General features: G+C 43.5%; 8 protein-coding genes. 1 reads left to right on the top strand and 7 read right to left on the bottom strand.

Annotated features, from left to right (window positions below; translation table 11 throughout):
* Positions 1–16: 16 nt before the first annotated feature.
* From AC5JMF_RS07760 to AC5JMF_RS07730, 7 genes are all read right to left on the bottom strand, one after another.
* A complete protein-coding gene (locus tag AC5JMF_RS07760; protein ID WP_495795126.1) occupies positions 17–868 on the bottom strand; it encodes an SDR family NAD(P)-dependent oxidoreductase in 852 nt (283 codons plus the stop codon).
* Positions 869–884: 16 nt separating this feature from the next.
* The gene (locus AC5JMF_RS07755) at positions 885–2,750 is read right to left on the bottom strand and encodes a TubC N-terminal docking domain-related protein (protein ID WP_495795125.1); all 1,866 of its coding nucleotides are present in this window, start codon (positions 2,748–2,750) and stop codon (positions 885–887) included.
* Between the two features lie 31 nt (positions 2,751–2,781).
* The gene (locus tag AC5JMF_RS07750) at positions 2,782–5,616 is read right to left on the bottom strand and encodes a type I polyketide synthase (protein ID WP_495795124.1); all 2,835 of its coding nucleotides are present in this window, start codon (positions 5,614–5,616) and stop codon (positions 2,782–2,784) included.
* 4 nt (positions 5,617–5,620) lie between these two features.
* The gene (locus AC5JMF_RS07745; RefSeq protein WP_495795123.1) at positions 5,621–10,366 is read right to left on the bottom strand and encodes a type I polyketide synthase; all 4,746 of its coding nucleotides are present in this window, start codon (positions 10,364–10,366) and stop codon (positions 5,621–5,623) included.
* Positions 10,367–10,491: 125 nt separating this feature from the next.
* On the bottom strand, positions 10,492–11,889 hold the full coding sequence (locus tag AC5JMF_RS07740; protein WP_495795122.1) for a hypothetical protein: 1,398 nt from the start codon (positions 11,887–11,889) through the stop codon (positions 10,492–10,494).
* A 77-nt stretch (positions 11,890–11,966) separates the two neighbouring features.
* A complete protein-coding gene (locus AC5JMF_RS07735; protein WP_495795121.1) occupies positions 11,967–12,275 on the bottom strand; it encodes an acyl carrier protein in 309 nt (102 codons plus the stop codon).
* A gap of 332 nt (positions 12,276–12,607) precedes the next feature.
* On the bottom strand, positions 12,608–14,476 hold the full coding sequence (locus tag AC5JMF_RS07730) for a fatty acyl-AMP ligase (RefSeq protein WP_495795120.1): 1,869 nt from the start codon (positions 14,474–14,476) through the stop codon (positions 12,608–12,610).
* Positions 14,477–15,577: 1,101 nt separating this feature from the next.
* Between AC5JMF_RS07730 and AC5JMF_RS07725 the strand changes: the two genes are divergently transcribed.
* Positions 15,578–16,102 carry a DUF937 domain-containing protein gene (locus tag AC5JMF_RS07725; protein ID WP_495795119.1) on the top strand — a complete coding sequence of 175 codons (525 nt, stop codon included), beginning with the start codon at positions 15,578–15,580 and terminating at the stop codon, positions 16,100–16,102.
* Positions 16,103–16,253: the final 151 nt, after the last annotated feature.

Raw genomic sequence — 16,253 nt, 5'->3', positions numbered from 1 at the left:
TCACACTCCAAAACTTTTACATGCTAAGTTTCAACGCCACGCGCTTTTGATTCTTGATACGGAGTTTGTTGAGCTTACTTACCCCCATCCAGTGGTAAACTGTGTCTCCAAATTGTGGAGAAATTTGCCATAGCGCTATTAGCAGCTTTGATATATTTGCTGTGATCGGATCTTGATTGACAATCACTTCTGCTTGATTTTTCTCAATAGCCTGGATTACTGCTTTTGCTACATCATCTGGTTTAGATGTGCCTGCTAACTTGGGTATGGGTACGCCAGTATCGGCAATCATTCCCTGACCAGAAACATACCCTGGACAGATTGCAGAAATTTCCACGTTAGTATCAGCTAACTCTTGTCTGAGTGCATCAGTCCACATCAGCAAACCAGCTTTGCTGGCAGAATAAACACTGTTGTAAGGATTTCCTTTTTTACCCGCTAGGGAAGCAATATTCACAATATGACCTTTTCTTTGATTTAACATCGTTGGCAGTACCAAACGACTTAATTCCATCGCTGACAGTAAGTTAATTGTTAATATTGAATGCAACTCCGCAGTGGAATAATCTTGAAATTTCTTGTATATCTCTATACCTGCGTTGTTGATTAAAATGCCAATTGGGCCTGCAAGCTGATTAATTTTCTCAACGAGGTCTGGCAGTTCTTCTAGCTGGCTGAGGTCGTATTTAATGCCTAACCAATGACCTCCTAAAGCTTTAACTTCGGCAGATACTTGATCTAGTCCATCTTGCGATCGCGAAACACCTACTATAGTTGCTTTTTCTTTTGCCAAAGCACGAGCAATATAAACTCCTATGCCGCGTGAGGCTCCTGTCAAAAGTACTGTTTGATCTGCAATGATTGTCATGATTGCTTAACATCCTTCAGCAAGTAGCAATGCTTTGTTTGAGGGAAGGGAAATGCTTACCTCCCAGTTCAATTTGTTCGCGTTCAACTCCAGTTTTGATTCTGGCGAGTAAATATTCACTGTCGGAGGCGATGATATTTGTGCCATGATCTGGCTCGATCAGACTGGCTAGGGCAATATTGTCGCCATACTTATTTACTAGATTGTATATACCTAAGAAATTGAAAACTCCTGATTCATAGGTTCCACAAGGAACTGAGGGATTTTGAACTCCAGTGCAGTATTCATGGCGTTGTAACCAATCTTTTGAGGGATATCCGTGGAAATGAACCATTGGCATCCCATTTTCAATTAACTTTGGTGCGTATAAAGCAGTAGCCAGTGCGATCGCCACCATGACATAGATATCATAAGAGGGTTTGATATCTCCCGCTACAGAATCAAGACCTGTTGGTAATTGAAGTAACAACCTGTCTTGTAATCCAATCCTAAACACGTCTGTTTCTAAATTCAGGTTTGTTTTATTTGAGCCTGAACGGGAACTAGCAAGCCAGATATCTGGTATCTGTTTAAATATGTGTTTTTCTCCAATCTTGGTTTTGATATACCTTCTGCCAATTTCGTTTTGACGCAGTTCATCACGGCTAAATCCTGCGATTGTTGATAAGCTTTCCCACTCACTCTCGGATATTTCTACAGCACCTACATATTGTGGCGGTTCGGCATAGGCAACAAAACCATAAGAAACACCTGTTCTGCCATTTATCATCCAGTCCACAATATCTCGGTGGGACTTTCTTTTCATGACATCGTTAATTTTAAACCCAGAAGGTAGTAACTCTGTTGATGCTAATTCTTGACCTAATTCGACTAATTGAGTAGCATAGGCAGATGTTTTAGAGTCATATTCACCAATCTCAAATCGACTTAAAGGTAATGGTTGAATTGGTACAAAAATTTTAGGGATTAAAGACTTAGAAATGAACTCATCTAATGACTCTTTAGCAAATACCGAGTCTGAGAGGTTCATATTTAAGATAGAAATATTAGTTTTATCAACCCCAATCACAATTTCAGAAAAGTTCTTAATGAGAGTATTAACACCAATAGGAATTTTTTGTTGATAAGGTATTTTGGGATCGACCAGCTTTTGATTTAGTTTTGTTAAAACGATCGCTTGAGTATTTGTCGGGTCTTCAAGTGGTTGGACGCTCTCTTCAGCCCAACTGATAAATTGCATAATTTTAGCAGCAGATATCGGACTATTGTTGAAAACAAAATGAGAATATAATCGATATAGCAATTCTGCTATAAATATCTTGGCTTTTCCAAATAAAGACGGACGTTTTTCAACATCTACAACAGCATTAACACCCGATTTAATCACCCTGGTTGTGATATTTTTTTTCCAATTAATAAAAGGAATAGTAATTTCGTAGTTAAACTCTTTAGTTGCCTCTTCCCAAGATAAAATCTGAACTTCGTTTTCTTTTAGTTTATGTTCTAACTCTTCTCTAAACGTTAAAACTGTTTCTTCTTTGTAGCTATTAGGCAAAGGTCTAAAAGTAACCTTTAGCTTATTTGCCATCATTTTTGGATCGATGACAGGAGGGATAAAACCTGTAATTTTACGGCAGTATCCTCCAATCAGTCGTCCAATTGTCTGTAAACTCAGGTCTTGATTTTTAGCTGTAGAACTATCAATAACGGGATCGTTATTTTTTTGCAGAAACGCCAGAATTTCTGTTTTGCGTTCAGCTAGTTCTGTGCGGATTTCTGGTGTCAATAATCCTTTGGGAGAATTAATCTTGAGTTTATCATTATCAGCCCACAAATGAACGCCTTGATGATTTAGGTTTTCCACCAGATCTGATACATTCATAGATTCACCATCTTTGTTATTATGTAATTTTTTAAATTTCAAAGATTTCTGATTCAGAAGTTTCTAATTCTTTGGCTAAGTGCTGTGAAAGCAACTCAATAGTGGGATAGTGAACTAATAGAAGTGGAGACACATCAAGTCCGAGAAATTGTTTGCCAGCACTAGCAATGCCGATCGCCAGCACGGAATCTAAACCATAGCTGTCAAAAGGTAGCCGGATATCTATTTCATCGGGTTTGACTCCCAGTTCTTGAGCAATTTGATTAACTAGCCAAGCTTGGATATCTTCTGCTGTTAAAGACTTGAGATTTAGCTGCTGCAATGTTGTGTTAGTTTCCTCCTCAGTTTCTGTCTTGTGATATTGCTTCTCTAATAGCTCAAACAGTCTAGGTAATAAATTCAGCTCTGCTTGTGAGAGTTCTGTGGTCATTTCTAACTGCTTGAGTAGTTGTTTGAAATCAGCTTGATTGAGAGATTTATTTTTCGCTTGCCCATTATGAGCCTCAAACCAGTGGCGCTTGCGCTGCCAAGGGTAAGTTGGTAGTTGCAAGCGTTGACGCGAGTAGTCCCGGTCAAAAGCTAACCAGTTGACTTTTGCTCCATGTACATATAAAACCCCCAAAGTTTCTAGGATTTTTTGCCAATCTGCTTTTTCTGGATGTAGAGTCTTAGAGAAGCGATCGCTTCCTACTCCTATTTCCACAAATATTTCGTATCCCTGTTGAGCTAGAGTATTCACGCTGGCAGCATTCACAGATTGTCGTTGCTGACTCCAATATTGGGGGGTAGCTATTTCACCCGCCAGATGAGACACTACAGGGATTCGTGGTTGGGAGTAGCTGACTTCATTGACTGAGGATTTGGCAACCAACTTCAAGCCATCTTCTAAGCTGAAAACTCCAGCTACACAGGCAGCAACATATTCCCCGACATCGTAACCGATAACTGCGGTGGGTTCTATACCCCAGGATTTCCATAACTGGCAAAGAGCGTACTCTAGGGCGAAGAGGGCAGGGGGAGCGGGTGAGGCAGGAGAAAAAAGCGTTTCTAGCAGTGGTTGCTCTAAGTAAGGACGCAGGATTTCCTCGCAACGGTCGAAGACAGCACGGAATGTAGGTTGAGTTTCGTAGAGTTGACGACCCATTCCTAGATGCTCAAAGCTCAAGCCTTGGAAAATGAAGGCTATTTTAGGAGAACCTGCCACCTTGCCTTTAAATAACCCTGCTACATCTTGCCCAGCGCTGAAGGCAGCTAGCTTTTCATCAAGTTCGGTAGATGAAGACGCTACCACACTCAAACGATGCTGAAAGTGCGATCGCCCGCTATTGGCACTAAAGCAAATATCTCCTAAAGCTAAGTCTGGGTTAGCAGCTAAATGCTTCTCATACCGTTCGGCTAACTGCACAAGTGCTTCGTCTGTCTTAGCTGATAATGCTAGTAGATGCAGGGGGCGATCGATTGGCCTTTGTACTGGTTCTGAAATCGGAGCCTGTTCTAGGATCACATGGGCGTTAGTGCCGCTAAAGCCAAAGGTATTGACTCCCGCCAGTCGCCGCTTTGCTCCTACAGGCCAAGGTATCCGCTCAGTCGGAACTTTCAGACTGTATTCATCCCACTTGATGTGAGGATTAGGCTGCTGAAAGTGCAGGTGGGGTGGGATCTCTCCATGTTGCAGAGCCAGCACCACCTTAATGAGACTGGCGATACCAGAAGCTGGTTCTAAATGACCAATGTTAGTTTTTACCGAACCAATAACCAAAGGTTTGTCTTGAGGACGATTCTTACCAAATACTGCCCCCAAAGCTGCTACCTCAATGGGTTCTCCTACAGCTGTCCCCGTACCCTGAACCTCTACATAATCAATTTGGGCTGAGTCTACGCCACTATTTTCCAAGGCTTGGTGAATCGTAGCTTGCTGAGATAATCCATTAGGAGCAATCAAGCTACTACTGCGACCATTGTGGTTTACCGCCGAACCCCGAATCAAGGCTAAGATGTTGTCCCCATCAGCTAAAGCATCTTTGAGGCGCTTGAGGACGACGACACCACACCCTTCTCCTTTGACAAAGCCATTAGCAGCAGCATCGAAGGTTTGGCAGCGACCATTAGGATTTAGCATTCGCGATTTGGAAAGCGCAATGCTGGTGTCTGGCACGAGATTTAAACCAACTCCACCAGCTAGGGCGAGATTGCACTCTCCCAGGCGTAAACTTTGACAAGCCAAATGTACTGATACCAATGAAGAAGAACAGGAAGTATCGATCGCCATGCTGGGGCCTTTTAGCCCTAGAATATACGACAAGCGCCCAGCTGCTACGCTCAAGGAGTTGCCAATGGCGCTAAAAGCGTCAATTTGAGCTGGGTCTCCTACTGCCGACATGACCTTACTGTAGTCGTTGAGGTAAATACCAATAAACACTCCACAAGCAGTGTTATACAAATACTCTGGTGCTAGAGTGGCATTTTCGAGAGCCTCCCAGCCAACTTCTAACAACAGCCGTTGTTGGGGATCTATACTTGCTGCTTCCCGTGCAGAAATTCCAAAAAATTCTGGGTTAAAAGCATCTACCTGAGCTAAGAAACCCCCTTTGGGAGTGCATACCTTACCAGGAGCATCCGGATCTGGGTCATAGAATTTTGCGATATCCCAACGGTCGGCAGGGACATCGGTAATAGCATCAACTCCGTTGCGTAACAGTTGCCAGAATGCTTCTGGATGATCAGCACCTGGAAATCGGCAACCCATGCCAATGATGGCAATTGGTTCTCGTTTGGCGGACTCCAGTTCGGTAACCTTGGCTTGCAGGTTTTCAATAGCCCGAAGTGCCCGCTTGATGGGTGATACAGACTTTTCTTGTTCTGACATCTCTTCAGTACCTCATGCTGTCTAATTTACCAAGCAGCAGTGCTTCGGCTTCGCTGTCTGATAAATCGTCTAAATATGACTCAGTTTCAGCTTGCTCCTCATGGTTGGTTGTTGGTGATTCCATAGCAGATTCATCAGATTGAAGTAGATAATCAACAAGCGCCTCTATTGTGGGATAGTCAAAAACTAAAGTTGTGGGTAGAGAACAACTGAGAGTGCTTTCTAAACGATTCTTCAACTCGACGGTCATCAGAGAATCCATGCCGAGATCGAGAAAACCTTGTTGCTGTTCTATCTGTGAGAAGTCAATTCCCAAAAGTTGAGCAACTTCAGTTCGGATATGAGCAATTAAAAGAGTTTGTCGCTCCTTTACAGGGGCCGCGTCTAACTGTTGTAAAAATTTTGTTCGCTGTGATGATGGTTCTTGATCGGCAATGAAAGATTCCAGAAATGGTGAAGCCACACCTTGAGGAAATTGAGACCAGTTAACCGGCAATACTCCTACCTGGCTTGTATCTTGTCCTAGCAAATTTCCTAATATCTGCAATCCCTGCTCTAGTGGTATAGACTCCATACCTTGGGCAGTTAATCTCGCTTGGTCGCGGTTTCCCAGACTTGTAGCCATGCCAGCATCTTTCCAAAGTCCCCAGTTGATGCTCAATCCTGGCAGTCTTAGCCCCAACCCTCGGCGATAGTAGGCTAAGGCATCCATGAAAGCATTAGCTGCTGCATAATTTCCTTGACCTGGCGAACCTAGTAAGGCGGCGGCGGAGGAAAATGTGACAAAGAAATCTAATGGTAACTGCTCGCTCAAAGTGTGCAGAATCCAAGTCCCTTTGACCTTGGCTGCCATAACTTGCTCAAAAGATTTCCAGTCCTGTTGTAGGAGGATGCCATCTTCAAGCATCCCAGCAGCGTGCAAAATTCCTCCTAGAGGCGGCATTGAAGTTTTAATATCCTCGAATACTCTGACCATATCGCTCCATTGGGCGACATCAGCGGTGGCGATCGCTATCTTAGCTCCCAGATTTTCCATCTGAGCGATCGCTTGGAGTACTTCAGCAGATGCCTGCTTACGTCCAGTCAGTACCAAGTGCCGCGCTCCCTGCTCTACCATCCATTGGGCTAATTTTATACCTAACGCTCCCAACCCTCCAGTAACTAGATATGTGCTGTCTGATTGTAGGGATACTGAGCGAACCTCTGGTACTTCGCTGCGGATGAGGCGAGCTACATAACGCTGTCCTTCTCGGAAAGCGATTTGGTCTTCTCCTTGAGAATCCCAAATCTCTGCCAACAGATTTACTGCTTCATCTGTGGGAGCATCGGCAGCCAAATCTATTAGTCCTCCCCACAACTTAGGATGCTCCAAAGCAATGACTTTACCCAATCCCCATAAACAAGCTTGAGCTGGCGCTAGTAATGGGGAAACTGCTGGTACTGCTTTTCTGGTTACTAACCATAAACGAGGCGAGGCTTGGCTATTGGCAAGGGCTTGCACTAGATGCAGCGTACTGCCACAACCAAGAACCTGAATCTTTTCTAGCAAAGGGATGGTCAATTCTGAATTTAATCTTACTTCTAAACTCCACAGGTGAACAACTCCCTTTAACGGTAGCTTGCTAGTTCCTACTACCTCTTGCAACAACCGCTCGAAATCCGCTGGGTTCGATGGGTTAATACTCCAAGTTCCAGGCTCTTTAACTTGATAGCTGTTCCCAGCGTAGACTAGAGAACAACTCTGACCCCGCTGTTGTAAAAGATGGGCTAAGGCTTGTCCAACACCCCAGCTGTCAGCCAAAATCAGCCAGCTACCAGGTTCGTGAGCGGTGATTTGTGTCAACTGACGCGGCCGAGGCTGCCAACTGACTTCGTAGAGCCAATCTTTGTAGGATGCTATTGTTAATTGTTGTTGATGTTGCTTGACTAATATTTCTAGGAGTTTAGGCAGTACTTTGACTTCTTCTGGTGAGAGTTCTGTTGTAGTTTCTAAGTATTTGGCTAGTTGTTGAGTGTCCCCTTGATGCAAGAGATTGAAGATTTTAGTTTGGATACGCTCTTGGAATACAGGCTCTGCTTTTAAATGCCCATTATTAACTGGTTCAAACCAATAGCGCTGGCGTTGAAATGGATAGTTCGGTAATACTATTCGATGACGGGTATAATTTTGGTCAAAGTTAGTCCAGTCTATTGCTGCCCCACTGACGTACAAGGCTCCCAAACTGTCAAGGATTTGTTGCCAATCTTCACGCCCAGAACGCAGGCTAGACAGCCAAACTCCTTCTCCTTCCGGTAGGCAGTAACGACCCATTCCGATTAGTATCGGTTTGGGGCCGATTTCGATAAACACCTTGTAGCCCCTCTGATATAGCGCTTCCATACCGGCTGCGAATCGTACTGGCTGCCGCACATGATTGCACCAATATTTAGGGGTAGCGATTTCATCTGTAATTGGTTGACCGGTAAGATTAGAAATTAGGCTAATTTTAGGTGATGAATAGGTAATATTTTTAGCTAATTGCTCAAACTCCCCTAGCATTGGTTCCATTAACGGAGAGTGGAAGGCATGAGAAACTTGCAACTTTTTCGTTGTGATTCCCTCTGCGCGCAGGGTGTTGCATACTATCTCTATAGCTTGGCGATCGCCAGAAATCACCACACTTTTAGGGCCATTAATGGCAGCGATTGCCACCTGAGTATCAGGTTTAATAATTGAGCTGACTAAAGCTTCCGACGCCAACACCGCCACCATCTCACCATCTTGGGTCAATGCCTGCATTAACCGAGCGCGTGCGGCAATCAGTTTCAAACCATCTTCTAAACTAAATATCCCCGCCACACAAGCAGCTGCGTATTCGCCAACGCTGTGCCCCATGACTGCATCTGGCTTAATTCCCCAGGATTCCCATAAGCGAAACAGAGCATATTCCAGAGCAAACAAAGCTGGTTGAGTGTAGGCAGTTTCATCTAAAGGTGAAGATTTGCCCGCTTCGGGATAGAGAATTTCAAGTAAAGGCTGGTTGATATCGGGGTGCAGAATAGCCGCGCACTGGTCAATAGCTTGGCGAAAAATTGGTTGGGTTTCGTAGAGTTGGCGACCCATACCGACATATTGCGAACCCTGACCGGTGAATAAAAATGCTAGCTTCGGCGGCTTCTTTTTAGTTACTTGCTGACTCCTGAGACCGGAAGTGTCTTCACCAGCGGCAAAAGCCCTTAATTGCTCGCGCAACTGCACCACAGACTCACTAACAACAGCAAGACGATGCTCAAAATGCGATCGCCCCGTATTCGCACTGAAGCATATATCCGCTAACGATAATTCTTCGTGAGATGCTAAGAAATCTGCATACTGCTGTGTTAGTTCCACCAGAGCCGGAGCAGTTTTCGCTGATAGAGTCAGCAGATGTAAAGGACGCTCAGCAAATGATTTCCCCGCGTCTTTCCCTCCCCGCGTCCCCGCGTCCTCTTCAGGGGCTTCTGACAAAATTATGTGACAATTAGTGCCACCAAAGCTAAAAGCGCTGACCCCTGCCAAGCGAGTTCCAGGGTAAGACCAAGGCTGGCGCTCAATAGGAATGCTAAGGGGTGTCCCTTCCAGAGAAATATAAGGATTGAGCTGCACCAGATGCAGATGAGGCGCAATCTCCCGCTGTTGCATCTGTAAGACCACCTTGATCAGGCCAGCCATGCCGGCAGCGCCTTCTAAATGACCAATGTTGGTTTTGACTGACCCAATCCAACAAGGTTGGTCTGGGGAACGACCTGCCATCAGTACAGCTTTGAGGGATTTAACCTCAATGGGGTCTCCTAAAGAAGTGCCAGTGCCGTGAGCTTCTACATAGCTAATTTGCGCTGGAGCCACGCCAGCCTGTTCTAGAGCTTGGCGAATGACTGCTTGCTGAGAAGGCCCATTCGGGGCTGTCAGTCCATTGCTTGTACCATCTTGGTTGACTGCCGAACCTCTGATAATCGCCAAAATGTTGTCTCCATCGTGGAGGGCATCTTCTAGGCGCTTCAGTATAATTACGCCACAGCCTTCTCCTCTGGTGTAGCCATCAGCACTAGCATCAAAGGTCTTACAGCGACCGTCAGCCGCCATCATCTGAGCCTGGGAGCAAGAGATTGCAGGCTCTGGAGCCAACATCAGGTTAACTCCACCAGCTATGCAGAGATGAGACTCACCATTTTGCAAACTCTGGCAAGCTAAATGAACTGCCACTAATGACGAAGAACAAGCGGTATCTATGGCAATACTGGGGCCGCGCAGATTCAGCAAGTATGATAGACGATTGGCGGCAATGCAAGGGGTAGTACCTGTGGCACTGTATGCACCGATTTGGGAAGAGTCTTTGTAGATAATTTTGTGGTAATCAGCATTGGTAAGACCGATGAACACCCCAGTTTGGCTGCCTAGTAAAGTTTGGGGCACGATTCCAGTATTTTCTAAAGCCTCCCAAGCTACTTCCAACACCAATCTTTGCTGGGGATCCATATGTTCTGCCTCGCGGGCAGAAATTTCAAAAAAGCTGGGATCAAATAGATCTACCTGCTCTAAAAAACCACCCCAGCGGGAGTTCATTTTTCCTGGTGTACCTGGCTTGGACTCGTAAAAAGCATCTACATCCCATCGATCTTTTGGTACTTCCGCGATCGCATCTACTCCATTACGCAATAGATGCCAGAAGGACTCAGGATTTTTAGCTTTGGGAAAACGGCAACCAATGCCAATAATCGCTACGGGTTCCATCTTATTTACCAAATTGATTTGTGAGTAGAAAGGGGTGCAAGACAAGAGCGCCAGTAATGCCTGGCTAGTTTTGCTCGGTTGTTACTCCTTGAGATTGCAGATTGATTAGTCAATACGTACTTCTGTTAGCTGTCTTGAGCCAGAACCGATTTGGAGAACTCTTTAAAGATGGGAATATTGTTTTGAATTGCTTTGTTGATTGAGCCTCCAGCTGCCATAATCTTCATGTCGCGGTTAACTGACCATTGGTAGTCTAAGCGATTAAACAATCTCCGCATTAACTCCAATAGGCTGTGATGATATTTGACCCCTACTTGATAACCTTCGTGTTCCTGACAGAAGCACTTTTCCATCCAATCGAGTGCTTCTTTGGTTTCCATGTTAAATAGAGGAGACTTTAAGAGCTTGTAGTAAAAGAGCATTAACATGGGGTCATCGTAAACACAACGACCGGGTAATACTCCTGAAAGCCCGCTCAATAGGTTGCGTTGGATTTGATAGACTATCAAACCAGAGATAAATTTCTCATAAGCGGTTGGCTTTGGGAAATCCTTATACATATCTCTGGCAATGGTTTGAGAAATCGTTGTATGGAAAGCTTCGTCTAATAAGTGATAGTAAGAGACAGCTGTTGGAGCCGGAATATATTCGCCTTTTTGCTCTAACTCTCGGTAATACCTGACGTAAGGATATTCTTGGTTCTTGAGGATCGCATTAGCCGTGTAGCGCAACGAATAGTACTGACATGCCATAAATGGCGACATACCCCAATGAACAGTAAAAAATCGTAACCAGTAGCGGGATGCGATGCGCCCTGCTAATCCATCTGCTGGTGCGGGAAGCGGCTCACCTTTTTGCTCTAAGTTTCTCAAATACTGTGAATAGTATTGCTTTTTATCGCTCAACATTGTTTTGGCGATCGCGCTTAAGGTATTGTCTCGGTGTACCGAAAAGCGAGAAGTTCCTTGATTAGAGGTGAAATACTCCCGTACAGGCTGAGGGATTAAAAGACTCAGCCAGCTATTGTTGTCTTTTTCTGATTTGCCATAGAGGGAGTTACCCAATATGGTTTTACCGACAATAGCCATTTTCGTTTTGTAACCAATCTTTTGAAAGGTACGAATGTGGTAGCTTTCCTGATCGGTTTCAAACTCTAGTTCATCACAAAGGGTTTCATAACCGCCAACTGCACGAAAAACACCAGCCGTGACCATGTTGTAAATACTTGTACTGGCTTCGCTAACAGCAGTATGGTTATAGTTTCCAACCCAATAAAGATGATTTAAGGCTAGTTTTTGGGTATCAGAAGCAGCATTATAAAGAGGAGTCCCATACAACAGCGAAAGATCGGGATGGCTCCAATAATAATTGCTGTTTTTGGCATAATTAAATTCGTTACCTAAGTCTTTTAGTTTCTCTGTATAGTCTGAGTCTTGATTATTTTGGTAAGTTTTTTCAATGCGTTGGAAGTGCTTTGGCTCCTGAGCTTCTAACGGATCGAGAGTTTTATTTAGAGTCACCATAATTTTCTCCTAAAAGGTTGCGATCGGGCACTGATAATTTCCACTATTGTTAAGGCTAAATATGAAGAGAGTTGAGATTAATTTTCAGCTTTTAACTCTGAAACTAAATGCTTAACTAAAGTTTCAACAGTTGGGTAATCATACAGTAGAGTTGGATCGAGTTCACATCCTAGCCAATCTTCTAAGTCACCTGTTAAACCAACTGCTACTGAAGAGTCTAGACCATAGCGGTCAAAAGGTATTGTGATTTCGATTTCCTCTGAATCTACTTCCAGCAAGTCAGCTACATAAGAAACTATCCATGCTTGAATTTCTGCCGCTGTTGGGATCTGCTTGGGTGCAACTGTAGGTGTGGTATTCACTTCTTCAATATTTTGTACTGTCATGGTTAAAGTCCTTACCTAGTCTATGTTTCAACAATCAAATGTGTTGATTTTTAGTACTGTCCAATTTTTTAGCTGCAATCATGCCTGTCTTAGGAGTATTCGTATTCCTAAGCATAGATGCTCCCATTCTCTGGAGCTATTTGCTAACACTCCAACTCATACCGTTTCACTCGAGAGTTGGGTGTGGCATTGTTGAGGGATGGGCGTTTTGCCCGTCCTTGGTATTTTCTGGAGGGCTGTTCGGCCCACCCCACAAGATTCACCAATCAAATATGAGTCCTATATCTAGTTTGGATTGGTATGATTCTTTTTATAGATGATCACATTCCTGTTCATAGCTGCTTGGTAGGGGTTAACTGTTTAAGAACAGAATCAACCTCTGCTTCTAGATGCTTAAACTTAGCTTTGTTCTCAGGATTCTCACTCCAATCTTCGAGAACATCTAAGGTGCCAGCAAAAAATGCAGTTCGACAAGCTTGACGGCGAATTTTGCCACTGGAGGTTTTGGGAATACTTCCAGTCTTGATGAGTACGGTGGCGAATATATCCAGACCATGCTCTGCAATTACTGCTTGTCTAACATCTTTGACAATTTCTTGAACGTTTAACTTTCGTAAGTAACTCCGCTCTACCTCCTGAACAATAACTAGTCGCTCAGAACCTTTGAAATCGATAGTAAATGCTGCTCCGCAAGCAGGTCTGAGGGCCGGATGGCTTTTCTCAACAGTCAGTTCAATGTCTTGGGGATAGTGATTTTGCCCGCGAATGATAATTACATCTTTGAGTCGCCCAGTGATGAATAACTCGCCATCTTGCAAAAATCCCAAGTCTCCGGTGCGAAGAAATGGGCCTGACGCTCCTGACGTCGCTACCGTTGTGCTAAGTTCTGTATCTGCAATATATGCATGGAAAGTTTTTTCTGTCTCTTCATCTTGATTCCAATATCCTTGTGCAACATTCGGGCCTGCTACCCAGATTTCTCCGACTTGCTCTGAGGTACACAAAGTTAAGGTTTCGGGGTTAACAATAACGACTTTCTGTTCTAGAAGACTTTGCCCGCAACCGATAAATGTCCAAGCAGTTTGTTGTGTATCGTTAACTTTGACAATTCGATTTTGTTCTAGTGCTACTCCTTCGACATTACATGTGATTGGCAATGCAGTTTTCTCACCCCCAGACACGATGAGAGTAGTTTCTGCCATACCATAGCAAGGGTAAAATGCTTCTTTGCGGAAGCCACAAGGGGCAAAGGTAGAGGCAAACTGTTCTAATGTCTCGGCACGGACAGGTTCAGCACCTGTAAACGCAACCTCCCAATTGCTGAGATCTAGTTCAGCCAATTGTTCGGGAGTTGCCTTACGAATGCAAAGATCATAGGCAAAATTTGGGCCTCCACTTGTTGTTGCTTTGTAGTGAGAAACAGCCTGCAACCAGCGCAGAGGTTTTTGAAGAAAATCTACAGGAGACATCAGAAAGCATGGTACTCCCAAATATGGAGGCTGTAGGACGTTTCCGATCAGTCCCATATCATGAAACACAGGCAACCAACCGACTACAACAGTTTTTTCTGTATGGCCGAAAGCCGCTTTAATCATTTTCTCGTTGTACATCAAGTTGTCGTGGCTGACCATCACTCCTTTGGGCGTTCCCGTAGAACCAGAGGTGTACTGGATAAAAGCTAGGGAATCGCCTTTGATGATTTGTTTTTGCCAGTCTGATGACAAATTACTATCTACATTATCGGTAGCTAACCATTGCAGTTTGGAAACGTCTAAACTTTCTTGATTGAAGCTAGCTTGGAGGTTTTGTAATGATGTTGAAGTGAGTACTATTTTGGCTTGAGCGTCGGCTGCGATCGCTTGCAATCTGATTAGATTTTGATTTTTTCTAGGTGGATATGCAGGAACGGCAATAACCCCAGCATATAAACATCCAAAAAAGGCTGCAATAAAATCTAAACCTGGTTGATACAGTAGTAGGGCACGTTCACCGCAAGCATTTAGAGATTGTAAAGAGGTGGCGATCGCTTGTGCCCGTAAATGTAGCTCCTTGTATGTTAATTCTTCTGCTTGTGTGTCTCCATTTTTCAAGAAAGTAAATGCTTTCTGCTCAGGTTGGTTTTGCGCTCTATAACTTAGTAGTTCAACAAAATCTGAGCAATAGTAATTACTATCTGCTAAATGCCTAGACCGCTCACTCATGGTATGAATCCTTACTATACATTGTTTACAGCAATATACTCACTGCCTTTCACTAGGCCGTATGGCTTAACTCTAAGGCATAGTAATATAGCTCCTTCGCCTTAATGAACGAGGTTCGGACGTAAAGACACTGTAAATATTAGTAAATGGACATCAGATAATGGGTAAGGTTCTACCTGATTGCTTTAAGTAAAGCTTTCTTTAAAGGTTAAGAGATTCAATGCTTTTAAATAAACTTTTACTTCCTCTTAATTTCTCTTTAACGCGCTAAACTTTGCTAATGAAAGGTTACAAATTAATAACAGTTAAGTCTATCCATCTTTAGATAGAGGTGTAACCATACTTTAGATAGATGTATTTTATATATGCCTAAGTGTGGAGCAGTTTTTTTGGGCAATCAATTGGTATTTAAGTGCTAAAGATTTTTCTAAAATACAGTCGATAGATGTTTATCATATTGCTACTAAATGGCTTAGATAAATAAATTAAATATTAATAACAAATAACTATAAAAATAAAATATTTCAGCTTTTAAATATTCATATACTAGTATTTTGCAGAAACTTAGTAGTAAAAGTAATAATTAATCTGTGTGAATTTGGCAGTTTTACTTACTTGACAATCTTTAGACTCAAGATCAGCAAAGATATTGAGGGTGTACGGTTGAGATCCTTAAAACACAGACAGTCAGGTGATCCCATACTGGATAGTATTATACGGGGATCGGCCTAATCAATATCAATTCTCTAAATTAAGCTTTAAAATATTGGGTTGAGGCTGACACAAAGACGTGGGGATGGGGGGACGCGGAGAATTTTAACCCCATAAAGTTGCCTCGCCGTACTAGTAGGTTGGGTTGCGCTACTCTTAACCCAACCGAGTTTTTCAGTTTTAAAACATGGCCTAATCCTTTTTTGTTGGTGCATTTCAAACCCACCCAATTAAGGAATTTTTCTTTCACCCACACCCGACATCCTACCCCTAACACCGCTAATTCTTGTAAGACATGCGATCGCATTGATAATTATTCACCATAAAACTTTAAAGTAGAAACTGAGTTATCAAAAAGTCATTGAAGTAGAACCAACAGAGAACAAACTTATGGGAATTTTTGACCAAATTTTAGGTGCTGTAGCCAACCCCAATCAGCAAGGCAGTTTAGGTCAACTAGGAAGCATCGTCAACACTGTCAACCAATTGAGTAACAGTACTGGTACAGACCCTTCAACGATACAATCTGTTTTAGGCGTTGTGGGTAACTATGTACGTGCTTCTTTACGAGATAAACAAGCTACAAATGGTAATGAAGAAGCGCAAGCAGTAGTAAATCAATTTGCTGGCACTTCTCCTAATCCAGAAGCCGTTAATTCCTTGTTTTCTCCTGATATACAACAGCAAGTAGCCCAGACAGCAGCTCAACGCACTGGGTTAGATGCCGGGGTGATTCAGCAAATATTACCTCTAGCTGTGCCTATAGTGCTAAATTTCTTACAATCAGGCGCAAGTGCTGAAAATCTCCAAGCAGGGGGGAATCCGGTACTCAGTTCCTTCTTGGATGCTGACGGTGATGGCGATGTTGATATTGCTGATGCTATGCAGATGGCTAGTCGTTATGTAGGACAGTAGGAGGCGGGGAGCAGGGGGAGATGAGGGAGATGAGGGAGATGAGGGAGATGAAGGAGTAAGAAAGCAGGGGGAGCAGGGGAAGAATAAATAATTATGAATTCCTAGTCCCCAGTCCCCAGTCCCCAGTCCCCAGTCCCCAGTCCCCAGTCCC

The organism is Desmonostoc vinosum (genome assembly GCF_059505385.1).
Note: the sequence above shows the minus strand (reverse complement) of the source record. Positions and strands in the feature narration are given on the sequence as shown.

Bases quoted from the DNA above. Each gene is read 5' to 3' on its own strand.
- AC5JMF_RS07760 (WP_495795126.1), bottom strand. From the start codon at position 868: ATGACAATCATTGCAGATCAAACAGTACTTTTGACAGGAGCCTCACGC.
- AC5JMF_RS07755 (WP_495795125.1), bottom strand. From the start codon at position 2,750: ATGAATGTATCAGATCTGGTGGAAAACCTAAATCATCAAGGCGTTCAT.
- AC5JMF_RS07750 (WP_495795124.1), bottom strand. From the start codon at position 5,616: ATGTCAGAACAAGAAAAGTCTGTATCACCCATCAAGCGGGCACTTCGG.
- AC5JMF_RS07745 (WP_495795123.1), bottom strand. From the start codon at position 10,366: ATGGAACCCGTAGCGATTATTGGCATTGGTTGCCGTTTTCCCAAAGCT.
- AC5JMF_RS07740 (WP_495795122.1), bottom strand. From the start codon at position 11,889: ATGGTGACTCTAAATAAAACTCTCGATCCGTTAGAAGCTCAGGAGCCA.
- AC5JMF_RS07735 (WP_495795121.1), bottom strand. From the start codon at position 12,275: ATGACAGTACAAAATATTGAAGAAGTGAATACCACACCTACAGTTGCA.
- AC5JMF_RS07730 (WP_495795120.1), bottom strand. From the start codon at position 14,476: ATGAGTGAGCGGTCTAGGCATTTAGCAGATAGTAATTACTATTGCTCA.
- AC5JMF_RS07725 (WP_495795119.1), top strand. From the start codon at position 15,578: ATGGGAATTTTTGACCAAATTTTAGGTGCTGTAGCCAACCCCAATCAG.